Genomic DNA, 18,887 nt, shown 5'->3' with positions numbered 1-18,887 from the left:
CCAGAGGCAGCGAATGAATGGCTGGGCAACGCGTAAACGGCGAAGCATGAAACACGTTCTTATTTTAATCGGGCTGAGTGGTAGTGGAAAATCGACCTTTGCCCGACAATTCTGTGCGGAACATCCAAACTGGCTACGGGTCAACCGGGACGATCTCCGGCGCGGTTTGCTACCCGTTTCGTTGGCGGAGTACTGGAAAACCTGGCCTGAACAGGAAATAAATCGCATCGAAACGCTCGTCAATGACTTGCAGCAAACGGCTATTCTGGAAGGATTGGCGCGGGGATGGCACGTATTAATCGACAATACGAACCTGAAACTAAGCTACCTCAACGATTACCGCCGAATGCTCACGCGTCGCTTTGCGGAGGTGAAAATCCAGTATAAATTAATCGAAACGCCCCTGGATGAATGCATCCGGCGCGATCAGAATCGAACCGATACCGTAGGGGAGGAAGTCATTCGACAACAGGCCGAACGGCTCAATCGGCTAAAAAGTAAATTTTCGTTTCAACCCGAAGTGCTGACCCGGAGTACGGTGGCCCATCGGGTGCAGGACGAGGCCTTACCGCGTTGCGTCATTGTTGACATCGACGGGACGATAGCCATACGCGGAAACCGGTCGCCCTTTGACTGGCATCGGGTGGGTATCGATACCCCCAAGTGGCCTGTTATTCGTTTTGTTCAGGCATTACAGGCTGCCGGGTATGCCATCGTGTTCTTGTCGGGTCGGGATGCGGTTTGTCGTCCCGAAACCGTAGCCTGGATCAACTGGTATCTGGGCTGGTCGGAGGCCGATTACGAATTATTTATGCGGCCCGTAAAAGACAATCGTAAAGATTCTTACCTAAAACGGGAGCTGTTCGAACGGCATATTGTTGGTCGATATTGCGTCGAACTGGTTGTGGATGACCGCCAACAGGTAGTGGACATGTGGCGACAAACCCTGGGCTTAACCTGCGTTCAAGTCGATTACGGCGATTTTTAGTTTACCCTCGGACAAATCTATTTTTGCGTCTCGTTTGTTATTCTTGTAAACGAGTAGTTACTGGTGAGTAGCGATTACGTTGTGCTGTGGTTCAACCGTCGCTCAAGTCGCCCTGTCATTCGCTTAATCATTCCCTTATCGATGAAACTCTTAAAAGTAGCAGCCGGGGTGCTGAATCAGACACCACTAGCGTGGGAGCACAATAAACAGAATATAATCAACGCGATTGAGGAAGCCAAAAGGCAGAATGTCAGTCTGCTGTGTCTGACGGAGCTTTGTATTTCGGGGTACGGATGCGAAGACGCGTTTTATGCCCAAAATACCATCGACCAATCCATTGCGTCTTTATTGGAGATTGTCGAGCATACCAACGACATTGTGGTAGCCGTGGGCCTACCCCTTCGCCATAACAACCGTACGTTCGATGTCGCTTGTCTGATTGCCAACCGACGTATTCTTGGCTTTACGGCCAAACAGTACATGGCTAACAATGGGTTGCATTACGAAACGCGCTGGTTTCAGCCCTGGCCACCTTTTGTCCGTGACGAGATTAAGATCGGTGATTTTACGTATCCGTTCGGTGATGTTGTCTACGACTTGTCGGGGGTCCGGATTGGTTTTGAAATTTGCGAAGACGCCTGGGTCGCTAGTCGGCCCGGTCGAAACCTCTACGAGCGGGGTATCGATATTATTCTGAACCCAACCGCCAGCCACTTTGCTTTCCTGAAATCGCAGGTTCGCGAACGGTTTGTGGTTGACGCATCGCGTTCGTTCGGGGTGAGTTATATCTACAGCAACATGCTGGGCAACGAAGCAGGCCGGGTTATTTACGACGGTGATGCGATGGTTGCTTCAAATGGCGAACTACTGGTGTCGGGCGCTCGCTTGAGCTACGAAGATTTTCTGATCGTACCGGCAGTAATCGATATTGACGTGACGCGATTAAACCAGGCTCAGAATCGGGCCAACATTGCCCTTGCTTTTCCGAACCTGCGGGTTACGGACCGGTTCGACTGGCCAGAAGTGACGCCGGTTGTTCAGCGGGCCGAACTCGAAGCGTGGGAGCGGGGCGGTTATTTGAAAGAAGAAGAGTTCGCGCGCGCCGTAGCCCTTGGTCTGTTCGATTATCTGCGCAAAAGCCGTTCGCAGGGCTACGTATTGTCCCTCAGTGGCGGTGCGGATTCATCCGCGATTGCCGCAACCGTATTTCTGATGATTCGGATGGCCGTTGAAAACATCGGTATTGACGGTGTGAAGAAAAAACTGGGCTACATCAAAGCCATTCAGGACTGCACCACGTCGGAAGAGATCATCGGGAAACTGCTGACGGTGATGTATCAGGGAACCGAAAATTCGTCAGATGACACGTTCAACTCCGCCAAAGAACTCGCTGATGACATCGGGGCCACGTTCATGAATATCAACATCAACGGTCTGGTCGATACCTACCGGGGCCTGATTGAAGAACAGCTCGGCCGCAAACTGTCGTGGGATACCGACGATATAGCTCTGCAAAATATTCAGGCGCGGGTACGTGCCCCAAGTATCTGGATGCTGGCAAACCTGAATAACGCGTTGCTGCTCAGTACGTCGAACCGTTCCGAGGCCGCCGTTGGGTATGCCACGATGGATGGTGATACCGCCGGTAGCATCAGCCCGATCACGGGTATCGACAAGCATTTTCTGCGGGGCTGGCTACGCTGGCTCGAAACGGTAGGACTAAACGTCAAAAACGACTGGACCCCCGCTGATAGAACAGGCTCTTCAACCAACGATTCTGCCTCTGACCAGCTAATAAAAGTTCAGGGATTACACGCGGTAAACAACCTACAACCAACCGCCGAACTGCGCCCGCTGGACAAGAAACAGACCGACGAGCAGGACCTGATGCCTTATGACGTGCTGAACTCCATCGAAGAAGCCGCCATCCGCGACAAGAAACCACCGGTTGACGTATTGAAGATGATCGAAGTTCGCTACGCCGGACAGCATGATCGTGAACTATTGCTGGTTTGGGTTGAACGATTTTTCCGGCTCTGGAGCCGCAATCAGTGGAAGCGCGAACGCTATGCGCCGTCGTTCCACCTGGACGATCATAACCTCGATCCACGCTCATGGTTACGCTTCCCAATCCTGTCGGGCGGTTTCGAGCGGGAGCTGGCCGAAATGCGCGAATGGGCCGCTGGTCAGGATCGAAACAGCCGGAAGGGTAAGATTGGCTTCTAGATAATCGAGCTTGCTGTGCAACAACTTATTCCCGGTTTGCTTTTTGCGGCTTTGTGGGCTTCGGCGTCGGTGGCTACTAAGTTTGGCGTAAAGTCGGTGCATCCGCTCGTTTTGGCTGAGGTACGCTTTTTCATCGCCGGGGGCGGCATGCTCCTGTTTGCTTATGCAATCAAACGACACAAAAATGCCTGGCCCACGGGCGTAGAGTGGCGACAGCTAACCATTTTTGCCCTGCTCAATACCACCATCTATTTGGGCGCTTTTGTATTGGCACTTAAGCAGGTGTCGGCGGGCATTGGTAGCTTATCGACGGCGACGAATCCGCTGTTTATTGCGCTGCTTTCGGCCGTGTGGTTGCGCCGAATGCCCCGTTGGAACGAACTGGGTGGATTGGTGCTTGGCCTGATTGGTGTAGGCGTGGCTACTTACCCGTTGCTTCAAAACAGCTACGCTACTGTTGAAGGATTGCTTATTCTGTTGGGTGGAATGATTTCCGTGTCGGCGGCAACGGTTTATTACGCCCGGATCGAGTGGCGACTACCCAATCTGGTTATCAATGGATGGCAGGTGTTTATCGGGGGGCTTCTCCTGCTTCCGTTTGTCGGGTTGGCTGCCGTGCTCGATCCCGTTGCTTTTAACCAGTCGCAGTACGATTTACGGTTCTGGGCATCGGTGTTCTGGTTGATTGTACCGGTATCAGTGGCTGCGCTGCAATTATGGTTCTATCTGGTCAGGCAGGACCCGATAAGGGCTTCGCTGTGGCTATTTCTCTGCCCGATCTTTGGTTTTGCTTACTCGTACCTGCTCATGAACGAACCCATTACGCCCTACACCGTCGTTGGTACGACCCTTGTGATCGGCGGTTTGTGGTTAGGACGAAAATAAAATAAGCTATTCACAGCAAAGCCCGGAAGAGCGAATCGTCCGGGCTTTGCTAGTTGCTTTCTACGTGATCTACTGCTTCGTCACGATCATCTCAACCCGACGATTGAGTTTCCGCGTAGCTTCTGAATTGTTGCTGGCAATGGGGCGGGTAGGGCCGTAACCGCGTGTTGTGATGCGGTTGGCAGCAATGCCATTTTTGACTAAGAAGTCTTTTACTACTTCGACACGCTCCTTCGAGAGCTGCAGGTTTTTGTCGAAATCCCCCTGATTGTCCGTATGACCCGATAGCTCAATCTCTACCGTCGGTTTGTCGCGCAGAAAGGTTAACAGTTGTTCCATAAAAGGCTGGGCTTCCGGTAACAGTTCCGACTTGCTTTGGACAAACTGGATGGCATTCAGTTGCGTCACTTTGCCGGTTGGGGCCGCAATGAGTGGTGGCGGTGTATAAATGACCTTCGCGTCGAGTGTTTTGGGCGGAGCCAGCCGTTCGTTTGGTGGCGGCATGTTGACGGCTGATGGGCGGTTTGCAACAGCCACTGCGGTCGGTAGGTCAACTGTAGGCAATGACGATGAGGTCGTTGTGGTTGCTGGTCGTGATGCCTGAGATGACACAGCGGTTGCTACTGAGCTGCCCTTGTCGTTCGATGGCTTTGTGCCCGTGCGATACAGTAGCGTTGGTCTTTTCGTGAGCCGATTTGTTCTAGACGATGTTGGGGTCAGAGTCTCCTCAACTACGTCGTAGCCTTCTTTCCGGTTCGAAATTACGTATGTCTTCTTTGAATCAACGGTGAACTGATAAGCCCCGTTCGGTCCTACGTGCTGCTCAATGTAGAGACTGCCATCCTGACTTTTAATGGAAATTGTAGCACCTGCCAGGGGTTGTCGATTCGCTGCGTCAACTACTGATCCCTCAATGATAGTGGTTTCGCCTAGAGGAGCAGACTGGGTTCTCGACTGGCCCCAACTGACGATAAACGGCGAATTAGCGAAAACCAGAAAACTGGCAAAAAGTATTGAATAGGTTCGTCTCATTGTTTAAAAGCAACGCAAAATATGGCCCAAAAGTACATTCAAAGTGCCAAAATGCAACCGGCCGTATAGCTGGAACGTGTCCTATTTTGAGGGCTGTTTCAAGGGTGAAAAATTGCTAGTTAAATTATTGATTTCTAGACAGTTGTCTATGTAAAATAATTGCCTCTAGATGAACGACAAAAGCACTTTTTTCGTTAGTAAAATATGACACAGATAACCAACGTGACGATGCATTCCCCGAACGCTCAGGCACCTCTTGCGCCGACCTCTGCAAGCAATTTGCCGCTCGACGACAGCTGGCGGAAGTCGATTCCGGCACAGGTGTTTCTGAATCACTTTTTCGCGATGGACTACCACATCCAGCACGCCAATGACCTCTTTGACGTTGCCAAGTTTCCGATCTTTCAGCAGTTCCACGGAATGGTAACGGATGCGAGTTACAAGGCTCTGGAGAAGCTGTTACTCAACAGTTGGAGTGCCGAGTATGCGTTGCGCATTACGCCGGTCGTCAACGACGAGCAATACCTGCAAAGCTCACTGCACTGGACTTTCCCGCAGGCTTATTACAGTGCCCTGTTTAGTGCACGGGCCTTTCTGGCTGTTCAGGGCATCAACGTGAGCAACGAAGAGCTGATTCGGAAGCGGGTTGGCAATATGGTGGTGCGAGGCTATTATCCGGCTTCGATTGGCTATTACGCACTTGGTCCGATCAATGGCTACCGCATTCAACGTCTACCGATGGCGAAGCGCTTTACCGTAGCGTCTAAAACGGACTTGCTGCTACCTTCACGGGAAGGGTCGGTTCAGGCTGAGCTAGCGCAGTTCCTGAAGACTACTCGGGATCAGCGCGTCAAGGCACTTCGCAATGCGATCCAGACAAACCCCAAAACGGCTTTACGAAGCCCCAAAACGGGTGAAATCTTGCAGAAGTTTAGTGTTGAACAATACAAAGTGTTAGCCAAACAGATTGGCTACACGACCTACTTCGACATGCTGAGCCGATTACGGATTTCATCAACGAACCGGGAGATCGAACGCTTTGTCGATTCGGAGATCGACGTTAAGTTGTTTCACCAGAGCCTGGTCAACATTGTCGCGCACGTGAATGGCGTTCACGAAGCATACATCGCCAAAGCGCTGGGCATTGACGCGTACCGGCAGTTAGTCGCCAAGCTGCCTTCTTACTTGCAGGAGAGCTTTGTGCGCGAACGGATGAACACCCTTATTCTGCCCATGCTTAACAGCGAGCAGGACTCGACCGCACGAATGGCCGCTTAATTATAGAGATCTACTTACCTGTTGCCAGATCAGCGTCTCACTGATCTGGCTTTTTTGTTTATTGGGAAAGTGATAGATAGAACATTGCTAACGAATAGTATTATTCTTTAAAGAAAAGAAGTTGTCGTCTGGAAATCGATTTGTGAATAAATGCTTGAAAGCCTTTTCTTTACTGATAGGCAGGTAAATTTTCTCTATGAGTCATCGATAAAATCAATATCGATTCTAGTGGATCACCGCCTTATTTTGCATTGAAGTTAGATTCGATCCGATATACAACCTGAATAAATTCTATGAAAAATCAAATTGTTTCTGTTGGCTCAGAGTTCCCAGAATTCAAAAAACTGGCTGTGGTGTCGCTTGACAAAGACAAAGAGTTCTACGAAATCTCGTCTGAAGATCATAAAAATGCCGGTCAGTGGTTGGTTATGTTCTGGTGGCCTAAAGACTTCACGTTCGTGTGCCCAACTGAAATCGCTGAGTTCAATAGCAAATTCGAAGATTTTCAGGATCGGGATACGATGGTCATTGGCGCATCGACCGACAGCGAATTTGTTCACCTGGCATGGCGTAAAAACCACGACGATCTACGTGGCCTGAAATTCCCAATGCTGGCCGATACGTCGAAGTCACTGGCTGAAGAACTGGGTATTCTTGAAGCAAATGAAAAAGTTGCTTACCGCGTAACGTACATCGTCGATCCACAGGGTATCGTTCGTTGGGTTAACGTAAACGACCTTTCGGTTGGCCGTAACGTAAACGAAGTAATCCGCGTACTGGACGCGTTGCAAACCGACGAACTGTGTCCTTGCAACTGGCAGAAAGGCGAAGCTACGCTGACAGCTTAATTAGGTAGCGATTGACTGAATGAGTGATTAAGCGACAAATTTTGCATTGGTTTTCGCTTAATCACTCATTTGCTTATTCAGAAATAGACTCATGACAACTACACAAAACGAAACGGTGACCTCGTTGCTCGGTTTGGTCGGTCTGGAACCGTCGGGCGAGCATCCGGTGCTGGAAGCCGTAGCCCAGACAGATCACCGTTACCTGCGCGACCTGAAAATTAATGTTGGCAACGTGTTGAACAGCAGCCAGACGTTGACCAAGAAAGAAGCGCGGTTACTGGCGCTGTCGATAGCCGTAAACGAAAAATACCAACCCCTGATCGATTCATTAACAGCGGCTGCTAAGCAGGAGGGTGCTTCTGACAACGAAATCTCCGAGACGATTGCCTGCACATCGTTGCTGAGTACCAATAACGTGTTTTACCGTTTTCGGCACTTTGTGGGCAAAGATTATTACCAGCAGACCCAGCCTGGCATTCGCATGAGCATCATGATGAATCCGGTACTGGGCAAGGAATTCTTTGAACTAATGAGTCTGGCGGTATCGGCCGTTAATGGCTGTGAACTGTGCGTGAAGTCGCACGAAGAAAGTGTGCTAAAGCACGGCGCTACAGAGGCACGTGTTTTTGACGCTGTCCGGCTGGCTGCGGTGATCAAAGGGTTGATCACGACATTGTAATTGCCTAATAAAGTAAAGGGGCACGAATGAGAAAAATTTTTCATTCGTGCCCCTTTACTATTGATTACTGAGAAGTTATTGATCCCCTAGGTCAGTGGCTGAAATCCATTTGACGCCAAACTGCTGCCCGTTGATGGCTGACTCGGCTGGGTTGGTGTAACGAATCGAAAACTCATTGATGATACCATTCCACAACTCATTGTTTTTTACCGGAATTGCGTAAGTATGGTATTGGTTGTCCGGAATAATCGTGAACGTCACCGACTGGGGCTTACCCGCTGCGTCCAGCTGTGACTGCCCTACTTTGCGCCAATCGAAGAGGAGCTGCGTCTCCGGAGTGATCGCCCGCATCCGCACGTAGACAACGCCGAATTCAGACGCTTTGTAACCTTTGTGCGGAGAAACCAGTCGGAAGCGCCGATCCGTTGGGGTAATGATCAACTCGTTCGTAATGGGAAATCCCTGATCGTAGCCTTTACGATAGGTAAAACCGTGTCGAATCGGGTTGTTGTGGAATACGTAGTTCGGCTTGGTTTCCGAACGGGGTAAGGTATTGATCGTACTGCGGATTTCGTCCAGCGTTCCAACAACCATGTTCACGTCAAACTCGTAAACACCATTCGGGTCCAGAATCAAATTCATCCCGTTTGAGATGTAGCCCGCATTGACCGACTCCGGCGCGCCAACGCCCGGACTATCGAAGAGACCCGCTTTGAACTCGTGCGAATACGGCGTGTGGAGCGCAATACCCCGGTTCGTGTTCGACCGAACGGCGACAATCCACGGTTCCGACGCGTTGACATCGTACGGCCCCATGTGGCCGCTGTAGTTGTATTGATTAAAACTCTTGCCGCTACCACCGATATTCGGAATTGCGTTCACGTTGACCAGGGGGGCGTTTGAGTAAGGCTCGCCTTGTACGACGTAGTACTGATAAAAAGCGCTGCTTGTATAGGTGCAAGGTAATTCCTGCTGCCGCGAGTCAGCGTATTTGGTCTGGTCGCGACGGTCTCCGGTAATGCGCACGTGCCGCCGGACAATATTGCCTTCTAACCGAATCCACTGCTCTACGACATAGTCGCCGGGTTCGTTGCGCAAACCCCAATGCAATCCCCGCGTTTTGCTGTAAAGCATTTTGTCGGTACGACCGTAGCCCAGAATCGGCGAGTATTCTCCGGCAATGTTCCCCCCCTGAACCGGGTTATAGCCAATGTCATCCAAAATCTGTTTGCCGTTGATGGTCCATTTCGTATTCGCATCCGGTAAACTGTACAGGGAGATCTGATCGTCGCGCCCGGCGTCCCGCTTTCCGTTCGATTTGACGTAACAATTGATCATGTTTTCGCCTACTTGCAGATCGGTTACCTCGCGAACAACACCGCCAACGCCTAAGTCAATAGCCACCCGCACTCGGTCGTTCTGTAAAACCGGTCGTTTGTCTTCGGGTTGTGGGCTGTCTAAGATCGGGTACTGCTCGTTCGAAGACAAGGTGGGAGGGGGCGTACAGCCGTCGACGGTTATCGTAGCGACAGCAATGCGGCTGCATCCGTTTACACTAGCGGTTACGCTGTACGAGTACGTTCCATTAGTGGAAGGAGCCGTCAGATTGAGCGTCTTACCTTGTCCTGTAATGCCATTTCCGTTCCAGGCGTAACTAGCCTGATCGCAGGCAGCACCAGAACAGGTAGCGCTCAGACTAACAGCGCTGCCGCAATTGGTATTAATGGAACTGGCTGATAGCGTAAGATCGCAGTCGGTTGGGGCAGGAGTCGGGCATCCTTCGACAGTTAATGAGGCAACAGCGGTTTTGCTGTCGCAACCCGTGGCGCTCGCTGTGACCGTATACGCATAAACTCCGTTCGTGGCGGGGGCCGTCAAGCTGATTGTCTGTCCTTGCTGACGGACACCGTTACCGCTCCAAGTGTAGCTGACCTGATCGCAATTGGCACCTGAACAACTGGCACTCAGACTAACCGCGCTGCTACAGGTAGCCTGAGCTGAATTAGTTGAAAGCGTAAACGCGCAGTTGGCTGGTTCTATTGGGGCGACCGGATTCACTGGGGCCGGGTCCGTTGGGGGAGTTGATGGAGTTGGCGCATTGGCAGACGTTGAGCCAGGGCACGTAGTTAGTAATACAGGACTCTGCGATAATTCAAACGTGCTGCCTGCTGCTTTTACTGAAATTTTCAATGGAGCGTTCTGCTTGTATTTGTCGGGAATAATCCAGTGATACCCGTACAGATCGAAGCCGGTAACCGAATAAGCCTGCGCGACATCCGTTCTGTTTTCATCGGCTTTGATTGTTGTAACTTTAGCATCGTTGATATAAACGTCCAGACGTACGGTTTGCCGTGGTGCTGTGGTGTTCATGATCCAGCCGCCAATGGCGTCACAGTTGGCGGATTCCAGAAAGCCCCGATAATTAGCATTGGCAGGTGATTCGGCAGGACCCGAGACGGTTTCCGTAGGTTGGGCTGATCCATAGCAAACGGGGGTGCTCAGGGGACTGTGCGTCAACTCGGTATTGTCGCCAGCATACCTTACCGAAATGTGTAGCGGTTTGTTGCCCTTGTACTGATCGGGAATAGTCCAGCGAAAGCCATACTGATAAGAGTCAGTAATGTCAAATGCCTGGTCAACGTCAGTTCGGCGTTCATCGGCTTTAACTGTAGCGACCTTCGTGTCATTGACGTAAATAGCCAGATCGATGGATTGCTTCACGTCAGCCAGATCGATAGCCCATCCGCCTATGCTCTCGCAAGTGGCAAATTCCAGATAACTCCGGTAATTAGGCGTACCCACCCGTGCTGATTTTGACGCGTTTTCAGTAGGTACGTACAGGGTTGTTTCAGCACTAATCGTTTCCGCTTCTCGAAGCGCTCTTTTTTCCGTAGGCCGTTCTTTAAGCGTGATAACGGCTTTTTCGACGAATAAGCTTTGTGCACCAGCCTGACTATGACCCCTTAACAAGCGAAACGAGGTGCCAGTCGCCACCGTTGAAAAGTGACCAATAACGTGGTAGGTTATTTCGGTCTGGTTTGGATAAGACAGTTCGGCTCCTATGTAATCGATGATGTCCCCTCCGGTCTGCTCGAAGCCATCCGGAAGCAGAAGTTTCAGTTTGTAACCCGTAGCGCCGGGAAGGTGAAACGCTAAGGTTGGTGATACGGTTAACAGTTCCGCTTTGATGGTCAGGTCAATAGCCTCACCTAGTCGTATCGACTGCGTATTGGCCCGCAAGCTAAACCGGATAGGATCATTATCAGCTGGTGATAAGCTGGATTGACCTACTATAGGCAAGTAAGTGGGATGCGTAAACAGATTGACGGGCGTAGGTCTGGGCTTACTTCGAGTAGGCCTAGGCTCCATTGGCTTTTTCGTGATCGGAAGACCGGAGGACGGAAGGGTCAACCAGACGAGCAAACAAAAATTGGTCACGGCGCATCGGACAACGCGCTTGAAAGGGGCGTAAAAAATTGCTATCATACAAGTTAGGTAAAGTTCGTCGGCAAGACGTGGTAGGTCGGCTACTTAAATGAAATCGTCAGATGGACAAGGCGATTCCAGAAGTAGCCCAATCGGGCATTGACATTCATTCAGAGTGGAAAATAGGTGCTATAAATATAAGTAAATTAATTTTTACATTGCGTATATTATCAATTGTCAATAAAGATGCCAAAAGTTAATTATGGCTTGTCGATAATCTCTTATAGCAGAAAAAACAGGTTTTCTTAAGGGCTAAATCTTCGACAAATTGAAATCAATAAGTAGAGAAAGGAATAGTATGGCATTGAGTATGAATGGATTGGGACTGTCAGTCATTAGGCAAGGAGTAAGCCGGATCGAATACCAAAAGAAAAGCCCGATGTAAATGACACCGGGCTTTTCTGGGAGAAACGATTTGTATTAGGCTGTTTTAACTAAATCGACTAGTGTTTCGATCCACAACGGGCTATCATTGAGGCTTTCCACCAACTGCCAGTGCTTGCCCCCCGATTCTTCGAACAGCTCTTTGTACTCAACGCCAATTTCAATGGTAGTTTCCAGACAGTCGGCTACGAAAGAAGGCGAGAAAGCCAGAACGCTCTGAACACCTTTGGCCCCCAGTTCGCGAATAACATCATCGGTATACGGCTTAATCCAGGGCGTACGGCCCAGGCGCGACTGAAACGAGGTCGTGTATTTTCCTTCCGGAATACCAAGCTCCCGCACGAGCAGGCGGGTCGTTTCAAAACATTGCGCGCGGTAACAGTGCTGATTCATGGCGTGAAACGATTCGCAGCAACTACCGAACTGGCAGACGGAGTGCGTTACATCGCCCTTGGTAATCTGACGTTCAGGTAAGCCGTGGTAGCTGAATATAATGTGATCATAATCGTAAGCATCCATGTACTTACGGCCTAATCGTACAAAGCCCTCAATAAATTTTGGATGTTCCAGAAACCGATTGATGAAACGAACCGCCGGTATAACCTGCCAGTTCTTTACGTTGTCCATCACCAGTTCGTAAACAGATCCGGTAGACGCCGACGCATATTGCGGAAAGAAAGGAATGACGATAATCTCCGTTAAGCCCTGCTGCTGAAACTCATCCAGACCCGCTTTGATGCTGGGATTCTGGTAGCGCATGGCCAGTTTTACAACATACTCGCTGCCAAGTTCCTTTTGCAATTCCCGTTCGACAACGTGCCCGTAGTATTTCAGGGGAGAACCCGTTTCAGTCCACAGTTCCTTGTAAACTTTGGCCGACTTGGGAGCGCGAAATGGCGCAATAATGCCATTGATGAGGAAAAATCGCTGGATATAAGGAATATCGATTACGCGACCATCCATCAGAAATTCGCGTAGGTATTTGCGTACATCGGGCACCGACGGAGAATCGGGAGTACCGAGATTAACGAGTAGAACGCCCGTTTTGCCGGGTGCTTTTACCCTAGCAGTGGGTGACTGTACAACAGGTGCTTCCATAGTGAGGAAACCGTAAATTTTTAAAGTTAGTTTGCTGGCAGGTTAGAACTATACAGCGCGAACCGCAGCTCATTTTGTCGCATCGAAACCGCAAAGGTAACCCTTGTTTCGCAGTGTGAGAATACGTTGTTTGTTTGAATTGTTTCTCCACAGCCCTCAATTTGCGGTGAGAAGCCTTACTGATGCGCTTAACCGGGGCACAAACGAAAGTTTACTTTTACCAAGCAGACATGAGTTTATTCGTGAAATATCGGCAACGAGCTTATTGTCTGATCTGATATGATCTATTTTTGCATCAGTTTTAGTGATGATAGGCATATCGCCTAGATAAGCCGTACTCCTTCTCGTTCAATGACGATCTCTCAACTTGAGTATATTGTAGCTGTTGATACGCATCGGCACTTTGCAACAGCCGCCGATAGTTGCCACGTAACCCAGCCGACGCTAAGCATGCAAATTCAAAAACTGGAAGACGAACTAGGCATCCTTGTTTTTGATCGCTCAAAGCAGCCCGTTGTGCCAACCGAAGCCGGGCAAGCGGTTCTGGCCCAGGCGCGTGAAGTACTCCGGGCGGCTCGTCGAATCCCCGAGATCGTCAGTGAGTCGAAAAATGATTTTCAGGGCGAATTGAAAATTGGCATTATTCCAACCCTGGCTCCTTATCTGTTACCTTATTTCATCGGTGAATTTATCGACAAGTACCCCGCTGTCTCGGTGCAGATTCAGGAGCTGGTGACGGAACAGATCATTGAGCGCCTTCGTAACGGGTTGATCGATGTGGGCTTGGTAGTGACGCCACTCGCGGAAAATGGTATCACCGAAGTTACGTTGTTCAAAGAGCCGTTTGTGGTTTACGCAGCCGATTCGCATCCGCTTTCCCGCAAACAAGACGTTGATCTGGACGATCTTCAGACGGCGGGCCTTTGGCTGCTGACGGAAGGACACTGTTTTCGAAACCAGGTGATGAACATTTGTGGAGCCGACCGCAAAGCCAACGGTTCGGCACTGCGTTATGAAACGGGTTCGCTCGAAACACTCATCAAATTAATTGACAAACAGGATGGTTTTACGCTGTTGCCGTATCTGGCAACCTTTGATATGGATGAAACCCGTCGGGCCAGAACCCGGCCTTTTACGGCCCCTCAACCCGTGCGGGAGGTAAGCCTTGTTATGCACCGTAGCTTTCTGAAACGGAAGTTGATAAACGCCCTCAAACAGGAAATTCTGGATCACTTACCAAAACAATTACTTGAAGAAAGCGCTGGAGAGCAGGTCGTCAGCGTTTCTCAGAAAGATGCACGCTAGCCCTATCGGGAGCGGGATCGCCGTTTTTCCCGTTCTAACCGTTGATAGGCGTTTCTAAAGTCATCGCCATTGGCGACCGCATTAGCCAGAGCCGGAACACCGGCCTGACCTACAATGGCTAACCAGCGTCCTACTTCGTCAGCTGCGGTCTGGTAAGCCAGCATGACCCGCTCGTAGCTTCCTCCGAAAAAGTCGCGGGTGGTTTCCAGATCCGTCAGTTTGAGCATGGGTGGCTGACCGAAGGTCATAGTGGTTGCATCGTCAGAAAATAGAGAGTCCGGCTGGGCCGTGCCTGGCTTTTCCCAAAGAGATGGGCTGCTAAACCGGTAATCGACCATCAACGCCAAGCCTTCATTAAACCACTGCGGAATCTGGCGTTTGACTCGCCACCAGCCCAGGCGGGCAAACAATTCGTCGTGGCAAAGTTCGTGGGCAATGACATCAGCATTGTTGCCCTCCGGTCCCAGAACGAGATACGATTCACCCCAGGGAAGGCCAAGGCTGCATCCGGCACCTTCGCCACCGATGCAGTATTGGCGGTATTCATCCTGCGTAGGGCAGTAGATAAGGATAGCCCGTCCGCGCTGCCCATCCCAGAATCGTCGAATGCGGTCGGTAGCCGTCACGACGTTTTGCCGAAGCTGCCGCCTTTGTTTCTGAGTAGCCAATCGATTGACGTATACCTGCTTCTGACTGTCGAGTTGCTCAAAATCAGTTGATTGATCCACTCGCATACACCGGATCAACTGCGGATAGAGAATCAGGAAACTAATCGGCAGGGCAATTAGAAACGGCAGTACATAACGAAACAATACGTTTCCACGCATGAAGAAAAAAAGACAGTTCGGGCAGATTGCCTGTCAGTCCACGAAGTAAGAGCGAAGCGCTGATTTTTCCTACAGTTGATCGGTATTGCTTCGTAAGTAAGTCTCCCTGTGCGTGATGTCGGTTTTAAGAAACTGATATCGCACACAGGGCAGATTGCGCCAACAACGCTCTACGATTGGTACCAGCGTTAGGCCACGACAGGTTGTTTACTATGGACTACCTCGTAATCGTCCGGGTTAACGCGCCGGGTCGCTTTGCGATACGTCACGGTCAGCGCTGGCCAGATTGTCGTATTTCTGCCCTGCGAATCCATATACCAACTTTTACAGCCTGACGCCCAAACCGTATCGGCCATTTTTTGCTGAATCAGGTTGTTGTAGCGTTGCTGCGCTTCTGGCTTAACGTCCAGAAAAGCACCTTCGCCCGCTTTGTCGAGCAGATTCAAGTAGTCGAGCACATAATTGACCTGCGACTCGATCATGTGAATGATCGATGTATGACCTAATCCGGTGTTCGGCCCGACCAGGAATAGTAAATTGGGATAGCCGGAAATCGTAAGACCATAGTGTGCCTGCGCGCCCTGCGATAACCATTGTTCGAAGAGATTTTGCCCGTAGCGCCCGAGAATATTCGTGCGGCTGATCATACCGGCAACCACGAATCCCGTCCCAAAAATAATCGTATCGACCGGTCGTTCTTTGCCGTTGGTATCAACGATGGTGTTGGGTTTGACTTCGGCAATACCATCCGTTACAACCTCTACATTCGGGCGGGTAAGGGCTGGGTAATAATCGTCAGAGATCAGAACGCGTTTGCAGCCCAGTTTGTAATCAGGAGTTACTTTACGCCGAAGCTCCGGGTCTCGAATTGATTTCTTAAGGTGTTTGAGTGCCTGTTTCGTACCAATCCAGTTGAACGTCTCATTGCCCAGAAAAGACATACCCCGGAGTTCATTAAGCCAATAGATAAGCGAACGATACGCTTTCTGCGCAATCGGCAACCGCCGAAAAAGACGATGCTCAAACGACGATATGGCCCGGTCGAGCCGGGGTGTCACGTAAGGAGCCGTCCGCTGAAAGACCGTGAGTTGCTGTACCTGAGGGGCTATTTTAGGAATGAATTGAATGGCGCTTGCTCCCGTACCGACGACGGCGACCCGTTTGTTGGTGAGGTCATAGTCCGCATCCCAGTTTGCCGAGTGAAAGACGTTGCCGGCAAATGATTTTAAGCCGTTCAGTTTCGGAATGGATGGATAGTTAAGTGGGCCGACAGCAGCTACAACAACGCGGGCGGTAAGCGAATGACCCAGGCTGTCAGTAAGCGTCCAGAGGCCCGTAGCCGGTGAAAATTCGGTGCGGTTGATTTCTGTTCTATACCGGATGTGGGCGTCAAGTGCGTAACGCTCAACCACATCGGTTAGGTAAGCCAGTATCTCGGGTTGGGTAGAATAAGTGCGTGACCAAGCCGGATTTGGCGCAAACGATAACGAATAAAGGTGGGAGGGAACATCACAGGCGCAGCCCGGATACGTATTATCCCGCCAGGTGCCTCCCACCTGACCGGCCCGCTCAAAAACGACGAAAGACGTGTTGCCACGTTCTTTCAGACGGATAGCCGCAGCGAGTCCGGCAAATCCGGCACCGATGATGGCTACGTCAAAATCTGCTTTCATAGGTTTTGTTGACTACTGTTTTCGAATCATTTCGGCAACGAGTCGGCCCGTCTGCATAGCTCCGTTCAGGGAAGGATAGGCCGTATGGTCGCCACATTGGTATACATTATCGGCTAACCGCAGCAGTTCGTGAATCGACTCGGTACCCGCCCGATCGGGTGGGTAAGCCGGTAGCGCCTGGGGAATGTGGTAGGTGCGTAGATGACGCCAATTCGTTACCGTGTTATCGAACCAGCCAGTTAGCTCCTGTCGAATCCGTTCGGTCAATGCTGTTGCATTAATCGTTGCCAGCCCCTGCGTGCTAACCGAGACAAGTGTTTGACCGGCTGGCGCGTAATCAGGTGCAACGTCGCTTATAATAGCCACATTATGTACCGTTGAACTACGCTGCGGGTTCAACAACAGCAATTTTTGTTTCGCTACAGCGGGCAATTCCGAATCGGTGGCGAAGTATGTACAAGTCGTATGATTGAAGGCTTGCTCGGTTGGTGCGGGGCGGCCCAGTAAAGAAGCCGCCTGAGCCGCATCGACCGCCAAAACGACCGTTTCTGCGTTGAGGGTGTCACCATTGGTCAACTGCACCGAGTTACCATCAATTCGTAACACGGGACTGTTGAGCCTGATCTGATCCGGAGCTAATCGGTTTGCTAGCTGGCGGGCAATCGCACCAATCCCTTTTGCGGGTACGGCGGCATCGCCCGTAAAAAACATACGGAAACAAAATTCAAAGAAATTGCTCGAAGTGGTAAGCGCGTCTTCCAGAAAAACGCCCCCAAAAAATGGCCGGAAAAAACGCTCGATGATTTGGTTTGAAAAACCCATGCTGCGCAAAAAGGCCAGCGTGGTCGTGGGCGTTTGCTGAAACAACTCACCAACGGACAGGCTTTGCGTGCGTCGAATCAACTCGACAATAAGCAGCTTATCGCTAACCGTACCCACCGACGAGGCCAGTGTTTGAAACGTCGATAAAGGTTCTTTAAACGGGTTAAGAAGTTTGATCCATTCGTCCTGGTCGTGGATGAGCGCCCCTGACCGAAACGTTTGTAAATTCAGGTCCGAATAATTCAGGAGACGCTGGGCTTCGGGATACGCCGTCAGAAAAATCTGAAAACCCCGATCAAGCTGAAATCCGTCCACACGATCCGTTCTCACACGCCCGCCTATGCCGTCGGTTGCTTCAACAAGTAACGCCTGAATACCCGCCTGCTTCAGATAAACGGCGCAGGTTAAACCCGCTACGCCCGCACCGACAATAAGTACTGGATAGTCCGTTGACGCAGAAGACGGGTTGGACGAAGAAACTGGGTTGACCGACTGATTGGGCGAATTCGTAGGCATGTGTAGTACGTTTAATCAACCGAATAAACGCCAAAATTAGCCTTTCTGATCACCGATACCGTGTAAGTACGCTTAATTATCTGGTATTTTTTTTAGAAATATTGAATAATTAGAAGATTATTAAAAATTAATAACTTGATAATCAATTGGTAATAGAAAGTGGTTGATACTTTTTTTTAGAAACTATTAATTTTGTCGCAGCCGATTGTGTTATACAGGTATGAATCTGTTAATAGTCGATAACTTCGATTCGTTCACGTACATGCTGGTAGACTACCTGCAACAGGCTGGGGCCGTTTGTCATGTGGTGCGAAACGACGAGTCGATGAACAGACTAACCAGACGGTCGGTTGACGGCGTGGTGTTGTCACCCGGTCCAGGTACACCCCGGCAGGCGGGTCGGTTGATGGAAGTGATTGCTTATTATCACCAGCAGCTACCGATGCTCGGCGTTTGTCTTGGGCATCAGGCCATCGGCGAATTTTTCGGGGCTACTGTCGTTCCAGCGGATCGACCGATGCACGGGAAAGTGTCAGCCATTCGGGTGCAGGCGCAGGATTATTTGTTTCAAAATGTTCCCCGGCGCTTCAACGTTACGCGGTATCATTCGTTGCTGCTCCGCGACTTGCCCGACAGCCTTGTCTGCACGGCGGTTACGGAACAGGAGGAGGTAATGGCGTTACGGCATCAGACATTGCCCGTGTGGGGTGTTCAATTTCATCCGGAAGCGGCTTTAACAGAATTCGGTGTATCTATTTTGTCGAATTGGGTTAATTTTTTAAGATTTAGTACAACAAAGCGGGAAATCTCGGCTGCGGTCGGGGCACTGCACTAATTAAG

Annotated in this window: 14 protein-coding genes; 8 read left to right on the top strand and 6 right to left on the bottom strand. The window is 50.5% G+C overall.

The window, feature by feature from the left end; all coding sequences use genetic code 11:
* Positions 1–46 precede the first annotated feature (46 nt).
* The 3 genes from M0L20_RS21455 (at position 47) to M0L20_RS21445 (ending at position 4,099) form a co-directional block, all read left to right on the top strand.
* Complete coding sequence (locus tag M0L20_RS21455; RefSeq protein WP_248478963.1) at positions 47–988, top strand: phosphatase domain-containing protein; 942 nt, start codon at positions 47–49, stop codon at positions 986–988.
* 141 nt (positions 989–1,129) lie between these two features.
* A complete protein-coding gene (gene nadE / locus M0L20_RS21450; protein ID WP_232558647.1) occupies positions 1,130–3,214 on the top strand; it encodes an NAD(+) synthase in 2,085 nt (694 codons plus the stop codon).
* A 15-nt stretch (positions 3,215–3,229) separates the two neighbouring features.
* The gene (locus M0L20_RS21445; protein WP_248478962.1) at positions 3,230–4,099 is read left to right on the top strand and encodes a DMT family transporter; all 870 of its coding nucleotides are present in this window, start codon (positions 3,230–3,232) and stop codon (positions 4,097–4,099) included.
* A 69-nt stretch (positions 4,100–4,168) separates the two neighbouring features.
* Here the strand turns inward: M0L20_RS21445 and M0L20_RS21440 are convergent, their stop codons facing one another.
* On the bottom strand, positions 4,169–5,131 hold the full coding sequence (locus M0L20_RS21440) for an OmpA family protein (protein ID WP_248478960.1): 963 nt from the start codon (positions 5,129–5,131) through the stop codon (positions 4,169–4,171).
* A 228-nt stretch (positions 5,132–5,359) separates the two neighbouring features.
* Between M0L20_RS21440 and M0L20_RS21435 the strand changes: the two genes are divergently transcribed.
* The 3 genes from M0L20_RS21435 to M0L20_RS21425 all read left to right on the top strand — a co-directional run bounded on the left by M0L20_RS21435 (position 5,360) and on the right by M0L20_RS21425 (position 7,936).
* Positions 5,360–6,409: a hypothetical protein gene (locus M0L20_RS21435; protein ID WP_248478959.1), complete on the top strand. Its 1,050-nt coding sequence runs from the start codon at positions 5,360–5,362 to the stop codon at positions 6,407–6,409.
* Positions 6,410–6,702: 293 nt separating this feature from the next.
* Positions 6,703–7,257 (top strand): peroxiredoxin, encoded by a 555-nt coding sequence (locus M0L20_RS21430; protein ID WP_232558641.1) that lies wholly within the window; start codon positions 6,703–6,705, stop codon positions 7,255–7,257.
* 91 nt (positions 7,258–7,348) lie between these two features.
* On the top strand, positions 7,349–7,936 hold the full coding sequence (locus M0L20_RS21425) for a carboxymuconolactone decarboxylase family protein (protein WP_248478958.1): 588 nt from the start codon (positions 7,349–7,351) through the stop codon (positions 7,934–7,936).
* 75 nt (positions 7,937–8,011) lie between these two features.
* Here the strand turns inward: M0L20_RS21425 and M0L20_RS21420 are convergent, their stop codons facing one another.
* Together M0L20_RS21420 and hemH are read right to left on the bottom strand one after the other, a co-directional pair.
* Positions 8,012–11,422, bottom strand: a complete 3,411-nt coding sequence (locus M0L20_RS21420) for a hypothetical protein (protein WP_248478957.1) — start codon at positions 11,420–11,422, stop codon at positions 8,012–8,014.
* A 420-nt stretch (positions 11,423–11,842) separates the two neighbouring features.
* The gene (gene hemH, locus M0L20_RS21415) at positions 11,843–12,904 is read right to left on the bottom strand and encodes a ferrochelatase (protein ID WP_232558638.1); all 1,062 of its coding nucleotides are present in this window, start codon (positions 12,902–12,904) and stop codon (positions 11,843–11,845) included.
* Between the two features lie 351 nt (positions 12,905–13,255).
* Between hemH and M0L20_RS21410 the strand changes: the two genes are divergently transcribed.
* Positions 13,256–14,209, top strand: coding sequence for a hydrogen peroxide-inducible genes activator (locus M0L20_RS21410; protein WP_248478956.1), 954 nt, complete (start codon positions 13,256–13,258; stop codon positions 14,207–14,209).
* A 2-nt stretch (positions 14,210–14,211) separates the two neighbouring features.
* Here the strand turns inward: M0L20_RS21410 and M0L20_RS21405 are convergent, their stop codons facing one another.
* The 3 genes from M0L20_RS21405 to M0L20_RS21395 all read right to left on the bottom strand — a co-directional run bounded on the left by M0L20_RS21405 (position 14,212) and on the right by M0L20_RS21395 (position 18,047).
* Positions 14,212–15,036, bottom strand: a complete 825-nt coding sequence (locus M0L20_RS21405) for a hypothetical protein (protein ID WP_248478955.1) — start codon at positions 15,034–15,036, stop codon at positions 14,212–14,214.
* A gap of 188 nt (positions 15,037–15,224) precedes the next feature.
* On the bottom strand, positions 15,225–16,709 hold the full coding sequence (locus M0L20_RS21400; protein WP_248478954.1) for a flavin-containing monooxygenase: 1,485 nt from the start codon (positions 16,707–16,709) through the stop codon (positions 15,225–15,227).
* 12 nt (positions 16,710–16,721) lie between these two features.
* The gene (locus M0L20_RS21395; protein WP_248478953.1) at positions 16,722–18,047 is read right to left on the bottom strand and encodes an NAD(P)/FAD-dependent oxidoreductase; all 1,326 of its coding nucleotides are present in this window, start codon (positions 18,045–18,047) and stop codon (positions 16,722–16,724) included.
* A 220-nt stretch (positions 18,048–18,267) separates the two neighbouring features.
* On the opposite strand from M0L20_RS21395, the gene M0L20_RS21390 reads away from it, so the two are divergent.
* Positions 18,268–18,882, top strand: a complete 615-nt coding sequence (locus M0L20_RS21390; protein ID WP_248478951.1) for an anthranilate synthase component II — start codon at positions 18,268–18,270, stop codon at positions 18,880–18,882.
* Positions 18,883–18,887: the final 5 nt, after the last annotated feature.

Source organism: Spirosoma liriopis, from assembly GCF_023196085.1.
Taxonomy (GTDB): domain Bacteria; phylum Bacteroidota; class Bacteroidia; order Cytophagales; family Spirosomataceae; genus Spirosoma; species Spirosoma oryzicola.
The sequence above is the reverse complement of the archived record's forward strand: the minus strand, read 5'-3'. Positions and strand labels throughout refer to the sequence as shown.

Excerpts from the sequence above, each read along its gene's own strand:
- M0L20_RS21455 (WP_248478963.1), top strand. The coding sequence starts at position 47 with ATGAAACACGTTCTTATTTTAATCGGGCTGAGTGGTAGTGGAAAATCG.
- nadE (WP_232558647.1), top strand. The coding sequence starts at position 1,130 with ATGAAACTCTTAAAAGTAGCAGCCGGGGTGCTGAATCAGACACCACTA.
- M0L20_RS21440 (WP_248478960.1), bottom strand. The coding sequence starts at position 5,131 with ATGAGACGAACCTATTCAATACTTTTTGCCAGTTTTCTGGTTTTCGCT.
- M0L20_RS21435 (WP_248478959.1), top strand. The coding sequence starts at position 5,360 with ATGCATTCCCCGAACGCTCAGGCACCTCTTGCGCCGACCTCTGCAAGC.
- M0L20_RS21430 (WP_232558641.1), top strand. The coding sequence starts at position 6,703 with ATGAAAAATCAAATTGTTTCTGTTGGCTCAGAGTTCCCAGAATTCAAA.
- M0L20_RS21425 (WP_248478958.1), top strand. The coding sequence starts at position 7,349 with ATGACAACTACACAAAACGAAACGGTGACCTCGTTGCTCGGTTTGGTC.
- M0L20_RS21420 (WP_248478957.1), bottom strand. The coding sequence starts at position 11,422 with ATGATAGCAATTTTTTACGCCCCTTTCAAGCGCGTTGTCCGATGCGCC.
- hemH (WP_232558638.1), bottom strand. The coding sequence starts at position 12,904 with ATGGAAGCACCTGTTGTACAGTCACCCACTGCTAGGGTAAAAGCACCC.
- M0L20_RS21410 (WP_248478956.1), top strand. The coding sequence starts at position 13,256 with ATGACGATCTCTCAACTTGAGTATATTGTAGCTGTTGATACGCATCGG.
- M0L20_RS21405 (WP_248478955.1), bottom strand. The coding sequence starts at position 15,036 with ATGCGTGGAAACGTATTGTTTCGTTATGTACTGCCGTTTCTAATTGCC.
- M0L20_RS21400 (WP_248478954.1), bottom strand. The coding sequence starts at position 16,709 with ATGAAAGCAGATTTTGACGTAGCCATCATCGGTGCCGGATTTGCCGGA.
- M0L20_RS21395 (WP_248478953.1), bottom strand. The coding sequence starts at position 18,047 with ATGCCTACGAATTCGCCCAATCAGTCGGTCAACCCAGTTTCTTCGTCC.
- M0L20_RS21390 (WP_248478951.1), top strand. The coding sequence starts at position 18,268 with ATGAATCTGTTAATAGTCGATAACTTCGATTCGTTCACGTACATGCTG.